Raw genomic sequence first — 16,132 nt, forward strand, 5'->3', positions numbered from 1 at the left:
GCAGCTGATGGTCGGTGCAGGAGACAACACGGGAACGGCCGCGCGTGGGCGCCCGCCGTTCCGTTGCTACCCTGGCTTACTCGAACAGACGCTTGTCCTTGGCGTACTCGCGGGCCTGGTTGCGGGTGATCAGGCTGCGCTTGACCAGGTCCTGCAGGTGCTGGTCAAGGGTCATCATGCCGTACTGCTGGCCGGTCTGGATGGCCGAATACATCTGCGCCACCTTGTCCTCGCGGATCAGGTTGCGGATGGCCGGGGTGCCGACCATGATTTCCCACGCTGCGGTACGGCCACCGCCGACCTTCTTCAGCAGCGCCTGCGAGATCACCGCGCGCAGCGACTCGGACAGCATCGAGCGCACCATCGGCTTTTCGCCGGCCGGGAACACGTCGATGATGCGGTCGATGGTCTTGGCCGCCGAGCTGGTGTGCAGGGTGCCGAACACCAGGTGGCCGGTTTCCGCCGCAGTGAGTGCCAGGCGGATGGTTTCCAGGTCGCGCAACTCGCCGACCAGGATGATGTCCGGGTCCTCACGCAGCGCCGAGCGCAGTGCTTCGTTGAAGCCGTGCGTATCGCGGTGCACTTCGCGCTGGTTGATCAGGCACTTCTGCGAGGTGTGCACGAATTCGATCGGGTCCTCGACGGTGAGGATGTGGCCGTATTCGTTCTTGTTGATGTAGTCGATCATCGCCGCCAGCGTGGTCGACTTGCCCGAGCCGGTCGGGCCGGTCACCAGGATCAGGCCCTGCGGCTGCTGGATCACTTCGCGGAACAGCGGCGGGCAGGCCAGGTCTTCCAGGGTCAGCACTTCGGACGGAATGGTACGGAACACCGCACCGGCGCCACGGTTCTGGTTGAACGCGTTGACACGGAAACGCGCCAGCGACGGAATCTCGAAAGAGAAGTCCACTTCGAGGAATTCCTCGTAGTCGCGGCGCTGCTTGTCGGACATGATGTCGTACACCAGCGCGTGGACCTGCTTGTGGTCCAGGGCTGGAATGTTGATCCGGCGCACGTCGCCGTCCACGCGGATCATCGGCGGCAGGCCTGCGGACAGGTGCAGGTCGGACGCTTTGTTCTTTACGGAAAACGCCAGCAGTTCGGCGATATCCATGAGCGGCTACTCCCCAATAACGGCTTCGACTGGAAGGATCTTTCCCCGGGCGGCAGTATAGCCTCCTGATTCAACGGAACGCGTTACGTGGCCACTCCCCTGCCCCAGATCCTGAGCAACCTGCATGCCGCCGCCGAGGCCGCTGGCAGGCCCGACCCACGCCTGCTGGCAGTGTCCAAGACCCAGCCGGCCGAAGCCGTGGCTGCGCTGGCCGCGCAGGGCCAGCATGCCTTCGGCGAGAACTACGTGCAGGAAGCGCTGGCCAAGATGCAGGCGCTGCAGCACCTGGCGCTGGAATGGCACCTGATCGGCCACCTGCAGTCGAACAAGGCCGATGCCGTGGCCAGCCACTTCGACTGGGTGCAGAGCGTGGACCGGCTCAAGCTGGTGAGCGCGCTGGCGCGCCATCGTCCGGCCGCGCGCGGCCCGCTGAACGTGCTGATCCAGGTCAACATCGACGACGAATCCAGCAAGCACGGCTGCGTGCCGGACGAGGTCGATGCACTGGCTGCGGCGATTGCCGTCGAACCTGGGCTGCGCCTGCGCGGCCTGATGGCGATTCCCGCGCCATGGCCCGAGGCCGAGCGACGCCGCGACGCATTCGTGCGCATGCGCACACTTTTCCAGGCGCTGGCGGCCCAGTACGCGCAGGTCGACACCCTGTCGATGGGCATGAGCGGCGACTACGCCGAGGCCATCGCCGAGGGCGCCACCCTGGTGCGCATCGGCACCGCCCTGTTCGGCGCGCGGCCGCGCCCGGCCTGACTTTCCAAGGAGACTTCCATGGCAGCTGATTCCATCACCTTCATCGGCGGCGGCAACATGGCCCGCAGCCTGATTGCCGGCCTGATCCGCCAGGGCATGCCCGCCGCCCACATCCACGTGGCCGAACCGGTGGCCGAACTGCGCCAGGCGCTGGCCGCCGACTTCGGCGTGCAGGTGCATGACAACGCCGCCGATGCCGCCGCGCAGGGCCGCACCTGGCTGCTGGCGGTGAAGCCGCAGGTACTGCGCGAGGTCTGCCAGTCGCTGCAGGCGCTGGCACAGGCTGATCGCCCGCTGGTGGTGTCGATCGCCGCCGGCATCACCAGCGCGCAACTGGAGCGCTGGCTGGGCGGCGATCTGGCAGTCGTGCGGGCGATGCCCAACACCCCCGCCCTGCTCGGTGCCGGCGTGACTGGCCTGTACGCGACGCCGTCGGTGGATGCGCAGCAGCACGCGCGCGCCGAACAGGTACTGGCCAGTGCCGGGCGCACGGTGTGGATCGACAGCGAGGCGCTGATGGATTCGGTCACCGCCGTTTCAGGCAGCGGGCCGGCCTATGTGTTCCTGCTGGCCGAAGCGATGGAAGCGGCGGGCATCGCGCAAGGCCTGCCGGCCGATGCCGCGCGTGCGCTGGTGGTGCAGACCCTGCTGGGGGCATCGCGCATGCTGGATGAAGCCGGCGAAAGCCCGGCCGAACTGCGCCGCCGCGTGACTTCGCCAAACGGCACCACCCAGGCCGCGATCGAGAGCTTCCAGGCTGGGGGGTTCGAAGCGCTGGTGGACAAGGCGTTGCGTGCCGCGCAGGTGCGTGGGCAGCAGTTGTCTGCGGCGAATGATTGATCTCGATGTGTGCCGACCCATTGTCGGCACCCACCGTCATCCACGCATGGCGTGGATGCTCAATGCCCCAATGTGGTCATGACGAAATCGACGAAACACTGCAACCGTGGCCGCGGCCGTCGATCCGGCAGATAGATCAGGTGCATCGGCCGTGGTTCGGGCAGGTAGTCGCGCAGCAGCGGCTTCAAGCGCCCGGCGGCGATTTCTCCGGCCAGCAGCGCCGTCGGTTGCAGCACCAGGCCCGCTCCGGCCACGGCAGCTTCGCGCAATGCGAAACCATCATTGCAGGTCAGGCGCGCTTCCCAGTCCACCTGCTCGCCGTTGGACAGCTGCCAGCCATGGCCACCGCGCCAGGCCAGATGGCTCAGGCAATCATGCCCTTCCAGGTCGGCAGGCGTACGCGGCGTGCCGCGCCGACGCAGGTACGACGGCGCCGCGCACAGGCTCATCGCGTACGGCGGTAGCGGCCGCGCCACCACCTCCTGCGACGGCAGCGGGCCGACCCGGATCGCCACGTCGAAGCCGTCCTCGATCAGGTCCACGCGGCGGTTGCTGAGGTCCAGCTCGATGTTCAACTGCGGCTGCGCGCGCAGCAGCCCGGCCAACCTTGGCGCCAGCACGCAGCTGCCCCAGGTGGTGGGCGCGCTGACCCGCAGCAGGCCGCGGGGCTGCACCTGCAACCCGGCCACATCGGCCTCAGCCTGTTGCACCTGTTCCAGCACTTGCCGGCACCCGGCCAGGTAGGCGCTGCCGGCCTCGGTCAGGCGTTGGCGGCGGGTGTTCCGTTGCAGCAGCGCGGTGCCCAGGTGCGCCTCCAGCTGCTGGATGTACTTGCCAACCATCACCGCCGACACCTGCAGCTGTTCTGCGGCGCCTGCAAAGCTGCCGCGCTCGGCCACGGCGACGAAGGCCTGCATGCAGCGCAAGGTGTCCATTGCTAAACCAGGGTTAGGAATGTGCGAAGCATACGCCACTTACCTAACCACGCCGTGAGCGCGCAGACTGCGCTCATCCCCTCCTGCAAGGAACGGCCATGAAGATCCTCCTCGTCGGTGCCAACGGCACCCTCGGCCAGGCAGTCGCCCGCCAGCTTGGCCAGAAACACCAGATCCTCGCCGCCGGTCGCCATAGTGGTGAACTGCGCGTGGACCTCACCGACGACGCCAGCGTCGCCGAGCTGTTCGCGCGTACCGGTGCAGTGGATGCGGTGATTTCCACCACCGGCGCCGTGCATTTCGGCCCGCTGCGGGAGATGACTCCGGCGCAGTTCAACACCGGCCTGCAGGACAAGCTGCTGGGCCAGGTACGGCTGGCGCTCGCCGCGCAGCATCACCTCAGCGCCGGCGGCTCGATCACGCTCACCAGCGGCATCATCAGCGCCCAGCCGATCCGCGACGGTGCCAATGCCACGTCGGTGAATGCAGCGCTGGAGGGCTTCGTGCGTGCGGCCGCGCTTGAGCTTCTTCCGCGCGGGCTGCGCATCAATGTGGTCAGCCCCAATGTCCTGGCCGAATCGATGGCCGCCTACGCACCCTATTTCCCCGGCTTCGAGCCGGTGAGCGCGCAGCGCGCCGCGCTGGCCTTCCAGCGCGCGGTGGAAGGCATCCAGAGCGGCGAGACGATCACCGTCTGGTAACACGCGTGCCGACCAAGGTCGGCACCTGCTCCGTTCCGCTTTTCATTCCCAGCGCATCGGGCCGTCGCCGCGTTCGCCGAGGATGTCTTCCGGGTTGGCCAGGCGGCAGCGCTTCAGCGACAGGCAGCCGCAGCCGATGCAGCCGGTCAGTTCATCGCGCAGCAGCTGCAGCATGTGGATGCGCGCTTCCAGCTCGGTCCGCCAGCGCGCGGACAGCTTGGCCCAGTCGGCCTTGGTCGGCGCACGGCCCTCGGGCAGGCTCTCGAAGGCACGGCCCACCGCTTCCAGTGGCATGCCCACGCGCTGTGCCACGCGGATCACCGCCAGCCGGCGCAGCACGTCACGGCTGTAGCGACGCTGGTTGCCGGAGGTGCGCAGGCTGCTGATCAGCCCCTTGCGCTCGTAGAAGTGCAGCGCGGAAACCGCTACGCCACTGCGTTGGGAGACTTCACCAACGCTCAGTTCCTGGGACGCCATCACTTGACCTCAACTACGGTTGAGGTGTCATGCTGCTATCTTCGCCGCCGGTTGACAAGCGCGGCCCGCAGCCCATCCGTATGACTACCATGCTCTCCCCTGCCGATACCCCTGTGCCGGCCGATACTTCGATCCTGTCCCCCCGCTACCGCGCCACCACCATCGGCATGGTCGCGCTGGTCGCGCTGCACGCCTTCGAGGCGCTGGCCGTGGCCGCTGCGATGCCCACCGTGGCCGAAGCGCTCGATGGCCTGCGCCTGTATGCGCTGGCGTTCGGCGGCACCCTCGCCACCAGTGTGATCGGCATGACCCTGGCCGGGCGCTGGGCCGATCGCCACGGTCCGGCGCGACCGCTGTGGTACGGCCTGGCCTGCTTCGTGCTGGGCCTGCTGCTGGCCGGCTTTGCAATGCGCATGGGCATGCTGGTCGCCGGGCGCCTGCTGCAGGGGCTGGGTGCAGGCGCGATCTCGGTTTCGCTGTATGTGATGGTCGGCCGCAGTTACCCCGAGCACCTGCGGCCGAAGGTCTTCGCGGCCTTCTCCGCGGGTTGGGTGGTGCCGTCGATGATCGGCCCGGCGCTGAGCGGGCTGATCGTGCAGCATCTGGGTTGGCGCTGGGTGTTCCTGGCAGTGCCGCTGCTGGCGGTTCCCGCTGCCCTGCTGCTGCGCCCGGCACTGGCGCGCATGCAGTCCACCGTCGCCGGCGACAGCGACGATGGGCGCGGCAACGTGGTGCGCTGGGCCAGCGGTGCCTCGCTGGCTGCGCTGCTGTTGTATTTCGGCGGCCAGCAGCAGGGCCTGCCGGCGCTGTTCTGCATCGGCGCGGCGATGCTGGCGCTGCTGTTCTGCGTGCACCGCCTGCTTCCGGCCGGAACGCTGGTGCTGCGCCGTGGCCTGCCCAGTGTGATCGCATTGCGTGGCATCGCCGCTGCGGCCTTCTTCGCCTGCGAGGCCTATCTGCCGTTGCTGCTGCAACGCGAGCGCGGGCTCTCGCCCAGCTGGGCCGGCGCGGTGCTCAGCCTCGGCGCGCTGGGATGGTTCGCTGGCTCATGGCTGCAGGGCCACCAGCAACGCGGCTGGTCACGCCAGCAGCTGCTGCGCGTGGGCACGGTGATGATGACCGTCGGCATCGTCGCCACGCTGGCGGTGCTGTTCAGCGGGGTGCCATTGCCGGTATCGCTGGTCGGCTGGGCCATGACCGGCTTCGGCATGGGCATGATCTACGCCAGCCTGTCGGTGCTGACGCTTTCGCTGTCGGCGCCGCATGAACAGGGCGCCAACACCTCGGCCCTGCAGCTGAGCGAGGCGTTGTCGGTGACCACCGCGCTGGCGGTGTCCGGCGCGCTGTTCGCGCTGTTCGTGGAAACCGCACCGCACACCGGTTATGTCCTGTGCCTGGCGATCACCTGCGGGCTGGCGGTGCTGGCGACGGTAATCGCGCGACGGGTGTAGGCCGCCGGGATTCCGGTAGTGCCGGCCGCTGGCCGGCATCACCACGGCATTCCTGTGTGCGTGAAAGCTGCCGGCCAGCGGCCGGCACTACCGGCTACCGGTGCCCACGTCGTCGATGTCCCGGTGCAGGATGCGCCGCACTTCCAGCACCGCCTGCGGGGTCTCCTGCACGCTGTGGCCGGATATGATCACCTTCTCCGACAGCGCGCCCGGCAGGTGCGCGCTCCAGTACGGCACCAGCCCGTCATCGGACTTCTCCACCGGCAGTTCCGGTTTGCGCTGGGCGATGATCGAGTGGTACTTCAAGCCGGTCTCGATCGGCAGCTGCGCGGCCGCCTTCACGAATGGATCGCTGGCCTTGAGGTTGTCGATGCTGTTGGGAATCTTCGGCTTGGCGGTGCCATCGACCTGCTGCTCGGCCTGCGCCAGCGCCATGAACACATCCTCGAACTTGCCGAGAATCGTCAGCGGCAGGCGCACCAGCCGGCCGATCAGGCGGCCGACCTTGTTGCCGGCGATATCGGTGCCCTGGTGTGGTGCGGCGATGAAGATCGCGCGCTCCACGTTCGGCTGCGCCTTGAAATGCAGCAGCGGCCCCAGCTTGGTCTGCACGCGCTTCAGGCGCTCGCCCTTCAGGTCGTAGTTGGCCAGCAGGTCATTCCACAGCACATCGCCGGAATCACTGACCAGCAGGCGCGCCAGCACGCCGCCCATGCTGTGCCCGATGTAGACCATGTCCTTCGATGCCCGCGTGCTGCCATCGGGGTCGAAGTGCTTCAGCGTGTCATTGAACGCAGTGGCGATCTCATAGCGATTCAGTGCGATCGGTGCATTGGTCGGGTAATAGACCTGCCACACCTGGAACTGCTGGCGCAGCTCGGGGTCGCCCATGATCTCGTTGGCCAGGTTCACCCAGGCCTCCGGGCTGCTGGCCAGGCCATGCAGCATGAAGATGATGCGGCGGTTCGGATCCCACGGCTGCATCAGGTAGATATGCGGCTCGCCGATACCCTCGCTCATGCCGAACAGGGTGCGCAGCGATTGCCGGGCAAAGCCGCTCTGCGCCAGCCACAGGCCGTAGGCGGCGGTGAAATTGCCGGCCAACGGCACCTGCTCGCCGTGCAGGGTGATGCGCTCGGTGGCTTCCGGCGAGTAGGCATCCAGCTCGACCCGGCGCGTGCGCATCACGTCGTCCAGGCTGCTGCCCTCGAAGCGCAGCAGCGCGGTAACGTTGATCGAGGACATCTCGCTGAACTCGGGCACCGTATCGTCATGGCGATGGCGGCGGCCACGACGCGCGTCATCCTCATCATCCGGAGCGGTTTCAGCCTTCGGGCCATCCGGTGCGATCACCGGCGCAACCAGTTTTGGCGGGTCCATCACCATCACCAGCTCGGCACCGAAGCCATCGCGGCGATAGGTGCTGCGCAGGCCAACGAAGCTGACCGTGCCGGCCGGCACCAGCTGCGCCGGGATGCTCTTCAGGTTCAACTGCTGGTAGTTGGAGGCCAGCGACCAGCTGCCGACCGAGACCGGCTTGGTGTAGTCCTCGCCGGCGAGTGCCGCCGCACGCGCGCGCACGAACAGCACCACCGCCGCCTTTTCGGCTGCGTAGTTGTAGTAGTCGCGCACCTGCGTCTGCCGGTCCTCGAAGGCGCGGTCAGACGGCGAACGACCACTGTAGAACAGGTAGGCATAGGCGTAACGGGCCGCTTCCAGCCAGGCGTCGAGTGCGGCATCGCTCATCGGCGGATCGCCGGCCGCGGTCTTCTTCGGGGTCAGCGCCAGTGCCGCCTTCACCCACAGTTCGGACAGCGCCGACAGCCGCTGCTCGACATTGAGGTCGTCGGTCATCAGCAGCGTGCTGCGGCAGACCAGGAAGTCCTTCTCGCACTGCGATTCGTCCAGGCCTGCCGCGCTCAGCGTCTCGCGCGCGGCGGGGCTGAGCTTGCCGGTGTTGAGCACGTCGGCGCGCTTGTTGACCAGCGAATCACTGGACGTGACCTGCTTCACGGTAACCATCGCGCAGCCGCTGCTGCCCAGCAGCAGGAAGGCGGCGAACAACACCGGCAGCAGGCGCTGCCAGCGGGGCGAGAAGAAGTGGGTCATTACTGCGGGTCCTGCTCGGTGCCGGGCACGCCCTGGCGGATCACGGTGGAGAAGTGCGGGCCATCGCCCAGGTCCAGCGCACGCTGGGTGATGCGGCCCTTGTCGTGCAGCTCGGCGTACGGCACGCCCGGGGTGAGCGCACCGACCTCCTGCGCGTACTCGGCCAGATAGCCCGACAGCAGCAGGCGATAGTCCAGCGGCAGGCGCGGGGCGATGTGGCGGGCCAAGTCGAAGACGATGGTGGTGCAGTTGCTGGTCAGCGTGTTGTAGAAGCCTGGCTTTGCATCCAGTTCGCGCGCCTGCTCGATGTAGGCGGCGAACAGTTCCTTCAGCTGCGTGCGGTCCATGCCGTGCAGGCGGTACAGATAGACATCCTCGCCCCGCGCATTGGTGCGGGTGCGGATGATGTCGGTCTCCTCGGACGCCACCAGGGTCATTTCGAACTTGCGGAAGAAGCCGCCCAGCGCCGAGAACGATTCACCCCGCTCCTTGCGGATCTCCAGCGAGAACACCACGTGGCGGCCATCGTCGAAGCCGAACGAGATCAGCGTGTGGGCGATCGCCGGGCCCATCCAGTACGACAGCACCATATCGGCCGAGCGCAGCTGGTCCAGGTCGTACTCGCGGCGCACCCAGCGCGCGTCATAGTCGGTTTCGCTGCGCCAGGTGAAATCACGCACGTTGTCGAGCACCACATGGCGGCCGTCGAAGGACACCACGTGCAGGCGCTGGGCCACATCATCGGCCCACACGCGATCCTGGCGCGGCGCCAGCAGCAGCCACCACAGCGCGGCCAGCGCCAGCGATGCACCGAACGCCAGGCCCAGCCGGCGATTGCCTCGGCCGCGTGCGACCCGCCACGATGCCCACAGCGCAACCAGCAGCCACAGCAGGGCCACACTGGTCGCCAGCCAACCCGGCCCCGGCAACTGGTAGGCCAGCAGCCCGGTCACCCACAGCGCCGCCAGCGCCATGGCACTTCCTGTCATCCAACGTCCTGCGGTGTTCACTGGCATCCTGTGGCGGTATTCAAGCCGCATAGTTAGCCACAAGCCGCATCAGCGTGGCATCTACGGTCCGTTCAGGCGGGTCGCCGCAGGGCCGCTGGCGGCCCATGCAGCCGCGTTCCACCACACAGGAGCAACAATGGGCATCACCTCCGTGGCCGGCGTTCCGGTCCAACCCCAGCACCGCGCAACCTGCCACTGCGGCACGGTCGAACTGCTGCTGGATCTGCCGGACGGCATCGTCGACCCACGCCGCTGCGACTGCTCGATGTGCCGGCGCCGTGGCGCCATCGCCGCCAGCGTGACCTGCGAGGGCCTGCAGGTCGTGCGCGGGCAGAATCACCTGCGGCTGTACCAGTTCAACACGCATGTGGCCGAGCACTACTTCTGCGGTGTGTGTGGCATCTACACCCACCACCGCCGTCGTTCCAATCCCGAGCAGTACGGCTACAACGTGGCCTGCCTGGAGGGCATCGACCCGTTCGCGCTGGGGGTGATCCCGGTCAACGACGGGGTCAACCACCCGGCCGACCGCATCGCCTAGTGCCGCGTGCGTCGCAGCGGTGCCGCCACTTTCTGCCAGGGCGCCATGCCGCTGCGACCGGCCCGCGCCGGGCGCTTCAGCCAGGGCCGGCGGGGTGCTGCCTGCGGCTCGACAGCGACCGGGGGAGGAAGGGGTCTACGGCCGGGCCAGAGATGATCGAGCAGCCACATGGCGGGTCTCCGTGGGGGACGGGGACGATCGAGACTAGGCGCTGGCCGGCATAGGGGGCGTGAGGCGACGAAGTCTCGGCGATGACACGTTATTGCGAATCATCTGCAACAACGGACTGCAGTCCCGATAATCCGCGGCGATCTTCCGTGGACCGACCGCCATGCCCGCCCGCCGCACCCGGCTCTCGCTTGCCCTCGCCCTGCCCGGCAGCCTCGTCGCGCACGCCGCATTGGCCGACGTAGGCTACCCACGGGGGCGCCGGCACCATCACCTATCGGTTCTGACCGCAGCCAACGCTGGCCGCCGCAGCAGTCCGTGCAGCAGCACGGCACAGGCAGCGGTCAGCAGCGCCAGCACCCGCAGCAGTATCGCCAGCGCTTCGGCACTGGCCTGCTGCAGGTGTTCGCCGCGCATCGCCGGAAGCAGCGCCTGCGCCTGCGCATGCGCACCGGTCGCCAGATAGGCCCCGGCCCTGGCCAGCGACGCGGGCGACGCGCCCTGCAGCCGCTGGCCGATCAGCAGCGCAAGCAAGGCGGTCACTGCGGCCAAGGCGATGCCTTCACCGGCCACCCGCACCGTTCCGAAGATGCCGGCGGCCATGCCCGCACGCTGCACCGGCACCACGCTGACCGACAGACCATCCATCAAGCCCCACGGCAACGCCGTTCCGGCACCGATCAGCATCAGCAACGGCACCCACTGCGAGGGCGACGGGTGCGACGCGTGGCGCGACAGCAGGTACAGGCCGAGGGCACAGACCAGCAGGCCCAGCGTGCACAGCCGCGCACTTCCGATGCGCTCGGCCCAGCGCGCGGCCAGCATCGGAAGTACCAGCATCGGCGTGGACAGGGCCAGCATCTGCAATCCGACCGCGGTCGCGCTTTGCCCGTGCCCCCCCAGCAACTGCAGCGGCAGCACCACCAGCAGCACCACGTAGCCGAAGCAGGTGGCCACCGGCAGCAGCTGGACACCGAGGAACGCCGGCTGCGAGAACAATGAGAGGTCCAGCAGCGGTGCGTGGTGCAACCGTTCGATGCAGACGAACACCCCCCCCAACAACAGCGTCGCCAGCAGCGCCAGCTGCACGCGCAGGGCCTGCAGGCCGAATTCTCCCAGCCATAGCAGGGACAGGGTCAGCGCTGCCAGCATCAGGCTGAAGCCGAGCATGCCGCCGAGGTCCAGGTGTCCGCGCTCGCCGTGACTTTCAGGCAACACGCGCGCGCCCAGCAGGAAGGCCGCCAACGCCAGCACACCCCCGGCCGCGAACACGCTGCGCCACCCCAGTGCCTGCTGCAGTAGGCCGGCAAGCAGCGGCCCCAGTGCCAACCCTGCACCGAAGGTCGTGCCCAGCAGGGCGAAGACGCGGGTGCGTGCCGGTCCCTGCCAGGCCTGCGCCAGCGCAGCGGTGCCCGATGCCAGCGCCGCAGCAGCGGCAACGCCCTGCAGCCCGCGCGCCAGGTCCAGCCACAGCAGCGTGGGAGCCACGCAGACGACGGCTGTGGCGGCGGTGAACCCGACCGTGCCCAGCAGGAACAGCCGCCGCCGGCCATAGCGGTCGGCCAGGCCACCGGCAGCAAGCAGCAGGCTGCCGAAGGTGAGCATGAACGCATTGGTCACCCACGCCAGCGCGGTGGGAGACGCCGCCGCGGAACGCCCCAGCACCGGCACCGCGACCGCACCGGCCGAGAAGGACAACGGCAACGCCAGCGCGGCCAGGCAGACGGCAAGCAGCGTCCAGCGCTGCTGCGCACGGACAGGTAAGGGGAGCATCGAAACCGGGGCCATACGGGCCTCCATCCATCAGGGGCATTGATGATGGACAGGCCGTTATTCATGAAAAACAGGCTCCATGGACGTTGATTGCGGCCTGATGTTCCGCAATCATTCGGGCATGGACTCCATCTCTGCCCTGCTCGCCTTCGTCCGCACTGCGGAGGCGGGCAGCATCGTCGGTGCCGCCCGCGTGCTCGGCCTGTCCGCGTCGGCGGTCGGCAAGCGCATCGCCCGCCTCGAGCAGGACCTGGGTACGCGCCTGTTCCATCGCACCACCCGCCGCGTACACCTCACCGATGAGGGCGATCTGCTCCTGCAACGCTGCCGGCGTGCCCTGGACGAGCTGTCCGAAGCGCAGGCGGACCTGGCGCAGCGACAGCACGCGCCCAGTGGACTGCTGCGCATCGGGCTGCCGACCATCGGCTATCGCTTCCTGCTGCCGGTGCTGCCCGGTTTCCAGCAGCGCTATCCGCAGGTACAGCTGGAACTGGATTTCAATGACCGCATCGTCGATGTGGTCAGCGAAGGCCTCGACGCGGTGATACGCAGCGGTGAGCTGGCCGACTCCAGCATGACCGCGCGGCGGCTGGGCGGGTTTCGTTTCATGCTCTGTGCGGCCCCCGGCTATTTACAGGCGTATGGCACTCCCGGCACGGTGGGCGACCTGGGCAGGCATACCGCGCTCCGCTTCCGCTACCCGACCACCGGGAAGCTGCATCCGTGGCAGCTGCCAGGCATCGAAGGCGATGCCGGAGCGGGCCTGCCGACGGCGATGACCTGCAACAACATGGAAGCGTTGCTGGCCGCCGCGATCGGGCGCATGGGCCTGGCCTGGATGCCGGACTTCCTTGCCGCCGACGCGCTGGCCGATGGCCGCCTGCAACGGGTACTGCCTGCACTGCCCACGCACCAGGGGCAGTTCTCGCTGCTATGGCCGGGTGGACGCCACCCCAGCGCGCGGCTGCGGGTATTCATCGACTACGCCGTGGCGCATCTGTTCCAGGGCGAACACGCCTAAGCGGCCAGCAGGATCAGCTCGCGTTCGCGGCCTCCAGGAAATTGCGCAGCACCGGCGACGGCTGCTCCGGGCGCGTGCAGAACTGAAGGGCGAAGCGCGCTGCGTCGCCGGCCACCGTCCGGTAGACGATCTCCTCCGGACGGAAACTACTCATGCTGGCCGGCACGATCGCCACGCCCGCATCCACCGCCACCAGCGACAGCACCGCATGCATGCCCTGCGCCTCCTGCACCACGCGCGGAGTGAATCCCGCAGCGGTGCACAGGCCCAGCACCTGTGCGTGGAAGCCGATGCCCTCGCCCGCTGGCCACGACACGAAGGGTTCATCGGCCAGCATCGCCACGCTCACTTCGGGCAACGCGGCCAGCGCATGCGCACGCGGCAGCGCAATCGCCAGATGGTCGTGGTCGAAGTCGTGCAGCTGTAGTTCGGCGGCAGGAATCGGTGGAATCAACACCCCCACATCGATGCGCTGCTCTCTCAACCACAGCTGCTGCTGGCGTGAGGTCGCCTCCTGCAGATGCAGCCGCACCTGCGGATACTGCTGGCGGAAGCGGCGGATCAAACCGGGCAGCCGACCGTACAAGGCGCTGCCGACATAGCCCACCTGCAGGCTGCCGCTCTGCCCTGCGGCGGCTTCACGGGTGCGCTGCAGCGCCTGTTCGGCCTGCTGCAGCGTCGCGCGCGCTTCGACCAGCAAGGTCTGCCCGGCGACAGTCAGGCCCAGCGTGCGGTTGCCACGCACGATCAGCTCACTGCCCAGCACATCCTCCAGCCGACGTATTGCCGCCGTCAGCGGTGGCTGCGACATGTGCAGCCGGGCGGCGGCACGGTGGAAGTGCAGTTCTTCGGCCACGGCCACGAACTGGCGGAGCAGGCGCAGGTCGATCATCTCGATGCAGGCAGTGGAAACCTGCCTAGGGTACGCGCTCAGCTGCGCATATCGACGCTGGCGCGTGCAATCGCCGGCCACTGCAGGGCGACTGATTCAATGCTGTCGGCAGTGACTGCGCGCAGATCGCGCGGGTAGGCCACGTGCTCGGCCTCCTGCAGTCGCAGCGCGTGGAACTGGCCATTGCTCGCACGCAGTGCCCAACCGCCCTGCAGGCAGCGCCGGGAGGCCAGGTAGGCCACGCCGTGCGCGACCGTTTCCGGATGCAGTTCGTCCGGCTCCCCGTCGACGCCCCACATCCGCGTCTTCGCCACCGGCGAGACCGCGTTGACCACAATGCCGTGCCCGGCGCCTTCCAGCGCCAGCACATTGGCCAGGCCGAGCGCGGCCAGCTTGCCCATCGCATAGGCGGCAAGGCCGCGTTGCGCGTACTGCGGATACAACGCGCGATCAGACGTGGTGATGACGATGCGCCCACCGCCCGCAGAACGCATCGCCGGCCACGCGGCCTGCGCCAGCCACAGCGGTGTCTTCGCGGCCAGGCACAGCATCTTCTCCAGCGCGTCATCCTCGATGTCTTCCAACGCCTGGTACTCCACCCAGCCCGCGTTGTGGATCAGGAAATCGATGCGGCCATGTTGCTGCAGCATCTCCTGTACCAGGGCGTGGCAACCGGCACGATGATCGATGCGGCTGCCTGCTGCCTGCACCGGCAGGCCCTGCCCCTGCAGCGCTTGGACGCTGCGCTGGATGCGTTGCGGGTCGGCACCACGCCCATCGGTGCCGGCACCGATGTCATGCATCACCACGTGCGCACCACGCTGGGCCAGCAGGCGACTGTAGGCCAGGCCCAGTCCACCGGCGGCACCGGTCACCAGCCCCACTTGGCCTTCAAAGGAAATTCGGGAAACAGGTTGCATCCGCACAGCTTCAACCACGGGCGGGGGCACCTGCCAATACCGTTGACCACACCCTACGATACGCCCGCGCTATCACCCGAAAAGGGGACGGAGGGGATTAAGTCGTTTCAGGCACACAAGGGGCAATAGCGACTTAATCCCCTCCGTCCCCTTTTTTCTAGCGGCTGAAGCGGCGCGCGCCTGCCACGCAGACCACCGCGCCCAGTGTTACCAGCACCATGCCGGCGCTGACCGCTTCGTGCAGCAGCAGCAGCGCCGCCAGCGCCAGGCCGAAGAACGGTTGCAGCAGCTGCAGCTGGCCGACCGCGGCGATACCGCCCTGGGCCAACCCGCGGTACCAGAACAGGAAGCCGACCAGCATGCTGAACACCGCCACGTAGCCCAGCGCCCACCACGCAGGCGCGCCCACCGCGGCGAACGAGGCCGGCCGCATCACCACGCTCAGCGGCAGCATCACCGGCAAGGCCAGCAGCAGTGCCCAGCTGATCACCTGCCAGCCGCCGAGATGGCGGGCCAGCCGGCCGCCTTCGGCATAGCCGAGCCCGCAGGCAAGGATCGCGGCCAGCATCAGCAGGTCGGCCTGCAGCGAGGCCTCGATGCCATTGCGCATCGCGTAGCCGACCACGCAGGCGCTGCCCAGCAGCGAGAACAGCCAGAACGCCGGGCGCGGACGCTCGCCGCCGCGTAGCACCCCGAACAGTGCGGTGCTCAGCGGCAGCAGGCCGACGAACACGATGGTGTGCGCCGATGACGCATGGCGCAGCGCCAACGCGGTCAGCAGCGGAAAACCGACCACCACGCCCAAGCTGACCACCACCAGCCCCGGCAGGTCACTGCGCCGCGGCCAGGGCTGGCGCAACAGCAGCAACAGGCCAAGGCCAAGCACTGCAGCGATGGTGGCGCGTGCGGCGGTGACGAACCCGGCGTCCAGTTCAAGCACCGCCAGGCGGGTGGCCGGTAACGAGCCGGCGAAGATCACCACACCGATGAAGCCATTGATCCAACCGCTCGCTGACCGTTCCACACCTGTATTCCTGTCATGCCGGGCATCGCCCGGCGGAAACTGCATGGGAACATCCATCGCCGGGTGCGCCCCAGCTACAATCCAGTACAGTCGCAAGTAACTGTACTGCCCACACGTCCACTACAGTCCCGCCATGCCGCAGCCGCCTACCCGCATCGAATCGGTCATCCAGAGCGTCCGCAGCCGCATCAGCGCGCGCGTGGATGGCCCCGGCTCGCGCCTGCCGTCGGTGCGCGCGCAGGCGGCGGCGATGGGCGTATCGGTCTCCACCGTGGTCGAGGCTTACGAGCGCCTAGCTGTGTAAACCCACCACGTTGTTCAGCGGGATTCTGGAAATAGGCGGTTGGCTGCCGATCCCCATGTGGGGTCGGTGCCAGTTGTAGTGATGCAG

General features: G+C 68.0%; 15 protein-coding genes and 2 pseudogenes. 7 read left to right on the forward strand and 10 right to left on the reverse strand.

The window, feature by feature from the left end:
* Positions 1-76: 76 nt before the first annotated feature.
* The gene (locus ACMZPQ_RS14820; protein ID WP_004147099.1) at positions 77-1,114 is read right to left on the reverse strand and encodes a type IV pilus twitching motility protein PilT; all 1,038 of its coding nucleotides are present in this window, start codon (positions 1,112-1,114) and stop codon (positions 77-79) included.
* A gap of 87 nt (positions 1,115-1,201) precedes the next feature.
* On the opposite strand from ACMZPQ_RS14820, the gene ACMZPQ_RS14825 reads away from it, so the two are divergent.
* The gene (locus ACMZPQ_RS14825; RefSeq protein ID WP_197583699.1) at positions 1,202-1,879 is read left to right on the forward strand and encodes a YggS family pyridoxal phosphate-dependent enzyme; all 678 of its coding nucleotides are present in this window, start codon (positions 1,202-1,204) and stop codon (positions 1,877-1,879) included.
* Between the two features lie 18 nt (positions 1,880-1,897).
* Positions 1,898-2,719, forward strand: coding sequence for a pyrroline-5-carboxylate reductase (proC, locus tag ACMZPQ_RS14830; RefSeq protein ID WP_197583700.1), 822 nt, complete (start codon positions 1,898-1,900; stop codon positions 2,717-2,719).
* A gap of 59 nt (positions 2,720-2,778) precedes the next feature.
* Here proC and ACMZPQ_RS14835 read toward each other — a convergent pair whose 3' ends face one another.
* Positions 2,779-3,654: a LysR family transcriptional regulator gene (locus ACMZPQ_RS14835; protein ID WP_197583701.1), complete on the reverse strand. Its 876-nt coding sequence runs from the start codon at positions 3,652-3,654 to the stop codon at positions 2,779-2,781.
* A gap of 98 nt (positions 3,655-3,752) precedes the next feature.
* On the opposite strand from ACMZPQ_RS14835, the gene ACMZPQ_RS14840 reads away from it, so the two are divergent.
* Positions 3,753-4,355, forward strand: coding sequence for a short chain dehydrogenase (locus ACMZPQ_RS14840; RefSeq protein WP_197583702.1), 603 nt, complete (start codon positions 3,753-3,755; stop codon positions 4,353-4,355).
* 42 nt (positions 4,356-4,397) lie between these two features.
* On the opposite strand, the gene soxR is transcribed toward ACMZPQ_RS14840, so the two are convergent.
* Entirely contained in the window at positions 4,398-4,832 is a 435-nt protein-coding gene (gene soxR, locus ACMZPQ_RS14845; protein WP_008267329.1) for a redox-sensitive transcriptional activator SoxR, read from the reverse strand.
* A gap of 29 nt (positions 4,833-4,861) precedes the next feature.
* Between soxR and ACMZPQ_RS14850 the strand changes: the two genes are divergently transcribed.
* Positions 4,862-6,283, forward strand: a complete 1,422-nt coding sequence (locus ACMZPQ_RS14850; protein ID WP_197583703.1) for an MFS transporter — start codon at positions 4,862-4,864, stop codon at positions 6,281-6,283.
* Between the two features lie 87 nt (positions 6,284-6,370).
* Here ACMZPQ_RS14850 and ACMZPQ_RS14855 read toward each other — a convergent pair whose 3' ends face one another.
* Together ACMZPQ_RS14855 and ACMZPQ_RS14860 are read right to left on the reverse strand one after the other, a co-directional pair.
* Positions 6,371-8,392 (reverse strand): esterase/lipase family protein, encoded by a 2,022-nt coding sequence (locus tag ACMZPQ_RS14855; RefSeq protein WP_312647580.1) that lies wholly within the window; start codon positions 8,390-8,392, stop codon positions 6,371-6,373.
* Entirely contained in the window at positions 8,392-9,366 is a 975-nt protein-coding gene (locus ACMZPQ_RS14860; RefSeq protein WP_197580345.1) for an Lnb N-terminal periplasmic domain-containing protein, read from the reverse strand. The genes ACMZPQ_RS14855 and ACMZPQ_RS14860 overlap by 1 nt, the downstream gene beginning before the upstream one ends.
* 172 nt (positions 9,367-9,538) lie before the next feature.
* Between ACMZPQ_RS14860 and ACMZPQ_RS14865 the strand changes: the two genes are divergently transcribed.
* Positions 9,539-9,943 (forward strand): GFA family protein, encoded by a 405-nt coding sequence (locus tag ACMZPQ_RS14865; RefSeq protein ID WP_197580284.1) that lies wholly within the window; start codon positions 9,539-9,541, stop codon positions 9,941-9,943.
* A 438-nt stretch (positions 9,944-10,381) separates the two neighbouring features.
* On the opposite strand, the gene ACMZPQ_RS14870 is transcribed toward ACMZPQ_RS14865, so the two are convergent.
* Positions 10,382-11,899, reverse strand: coding sequence for an MFS transporter (locus ACMZPQ_RS14870; RefSeq protein WP_197580285.1), 1,518 nt, complete (start codon positions 11,897-11,899; stop codon positions 10,382-10,384).
* 106 nt (positions 11,900-12,005) lie between these two features.
* On the opposite strand from ACMZPQ_RS14870, the gene ACMZPQ_RS14875 reads away from it, so the two are divergent.
* A complete protein-coding gene (locus ACMZPQ_RS14875; RefSeq protein WP_197580286.1) occupies positions 12,006-12,905 on the forward strand; it encodes a LysR substrate-binding domain-containing protein in 900 nt (299 codons plus the stop codon).
* 13 nt (positions 12,906-12,918) lie between these two features.
* On the opposite strand, the gene ACMZPQ_RS14880 is transcribed toward ACMZPQ_RS14875, so the two are convergent.
* The 3 genes from ACMZPQ_RS14880 to ACMZPQ_RS14890 form a co-directional block, all read right to left on the reverse strand.
* Complete coding sequence (locus ACMZPQ_RS14880; protein WP_197580287.1) at positions 12,919-13,797, reverse strand: LysR substrate-binding domain-containing protein; 879 nt, start codon at positions 13,795-13,797, stop codon at positions 12,919-12,921.
* 38 nt (positions 13,798-13,835) lie between these two features.
* The gene (locus ACMZPQ_RS14885; RefSeq protein ID WP_197580288.1) at positions 13,836-14,717 is read right to left on the reverse strand and encodes an SDR family NAD(P)-dependent oxidoreductase; all 882 of its coding nucleotides are present in this window, start codon (positions 14,715-14,717) and stop codon (positions 13,836-13,838) included.
* 157 nt (positions 14,718-14,874) lie between these two features.
* On the reverse strand, positions 14,875-15,741 hold the full coding sequence (locus ACMZPQ_RS14890) for a DMT family transporter (protein WP_197580289.1): 867 nt from the start codon (positions 15,739-15,741) through the stop codon (positions 14,875-14,877).
* A 133-nt stretch (positions 15,742-15,874) separates the two neighbouring features.
* Here ACMZPQ_RS14890 and ACMZPQ_RS14895 point away from each other — a divergent pair.
* Positions 15,875-16,039: pseudogene (locus ACMZPQ_RS14895) on the forward strand (GntR family transcriptional regulator); the annotation flags it as partial.
* Here ACMZPQ_RS14895 and ACMZPQ_RS14900 read toward each other — a convergent pair.
* Positions 16,034-16,132: pseudogene (locus ACMZPQ_RS14900) on the reverse strand (IS481 family transposase); the annotation flags it as partial. The pseudogenes ACMZPQ_RS14895 and ACMZPQ_RS14900 overlap by 6 nt on opposite strands.

The sequence above is a fragment of the Stenotrophomonas maltophilia genome, from assembly GCF_047497515.2.
Taxonomy (GTDB): domain Bacteria; phylum Pseudomonadota; class Gammaproteobacteria; order Xanthomonadales; family Xanthomonadaceae; genus Stenotrophomonas.

Coding starts and splice junctions, on each gene's coding strand:
- ACMZPQ_RS14820 (WP_004147099.1), bottom strand. CDS start 1,114: ATGGATATCGCCGAACTGCTGGCGTTTTCCGTAAAGAACAAAGCGTCC.
- proC (WP_197583700.1), top strand. CDS start 1,898: ATGGCAGCTGATTCCATCACCTTCATCGGCGGCGGCAACATGGCCCGC.
- ACMZPQ_RS14835 (WP_197583701.1), bottom strand. CDS start 3,654: ATGGACACCTTGCGCTGCATGCAGGCCTTCGTCGCCGTGGCCGAGCGC.
- ACMZPQ_RS14840 (WP_197583702.1), top strand. CDS start 3,753: ATGAAGATCCTCCTCGTCGGTGCCAACGGCACCCTCGGCCAGGCAGTC.
- soxR (WP_008267329.1), bottom strand. CDS start 4,832: ATGGCGTCCCAGGAACTGAGCGTTGGTGAAGTCTCCCAACGCAGTGGC.
- ACMZPQ_RS14850 (WP_197583703.1), top strand. CDS start 4,862: ATGCTGCTATCTTCGCCGCCGGTTGACAAGCGCGGCCCGCAGCCCATC.
- ACMZPQ_RS14855 (WP_312647580.1), bottom strand. CDS start 8,392: ATGACCCACTTCTTCTCGCCCCGCTGGCAGCGCCTGCTGCCGGTGTTG.
- ACMZPQ_RS14860 (WP_197580345.1), bottom strand. CDS start 9,366: ATGGCGCTGGCGGCGCTGTGGGTGACCGGGCTGCTGGCCTACCAGTTG.
- ACMZPQ_RS14865 (WP_197580284.1), top strand. CDS start 9,539: ATGGGCATCACCTCCGTGGCCGGCGTTCCGGTCCAACCCCAGCACCGC.
- ACMZPQ_RS14870 (WP_197580285.1), bottom strand. CDS start 11,899: ATGGCCCCGGTTTCGATGCTCCCCTTACCTGTCCGTGCGCAGCAGCGC.
- ACMZPQ_RS14875 (WP_197580286.1), top strand. CDS start 12,006: ATGGACTCCATCTCTGCCCTGCTCGCCTTCGTCCGCACTGCGGAGGCG.
- ACMZPQ_RS14880 (WP_197580287.1), bottom strand. CDS start 13,797: ATGATCGACCTGCGCCTGCTCCGCCAGTTCGTGGCCGTGGCCGAAGAA.
- ACMZPQ_RS14885 (WP_197580288.1), bottom strand. CDS start 14,717: ATGCAACCTGTTTCCCGAATTTCCTTTGAAGGCCAAGTGGGGCTGGTG.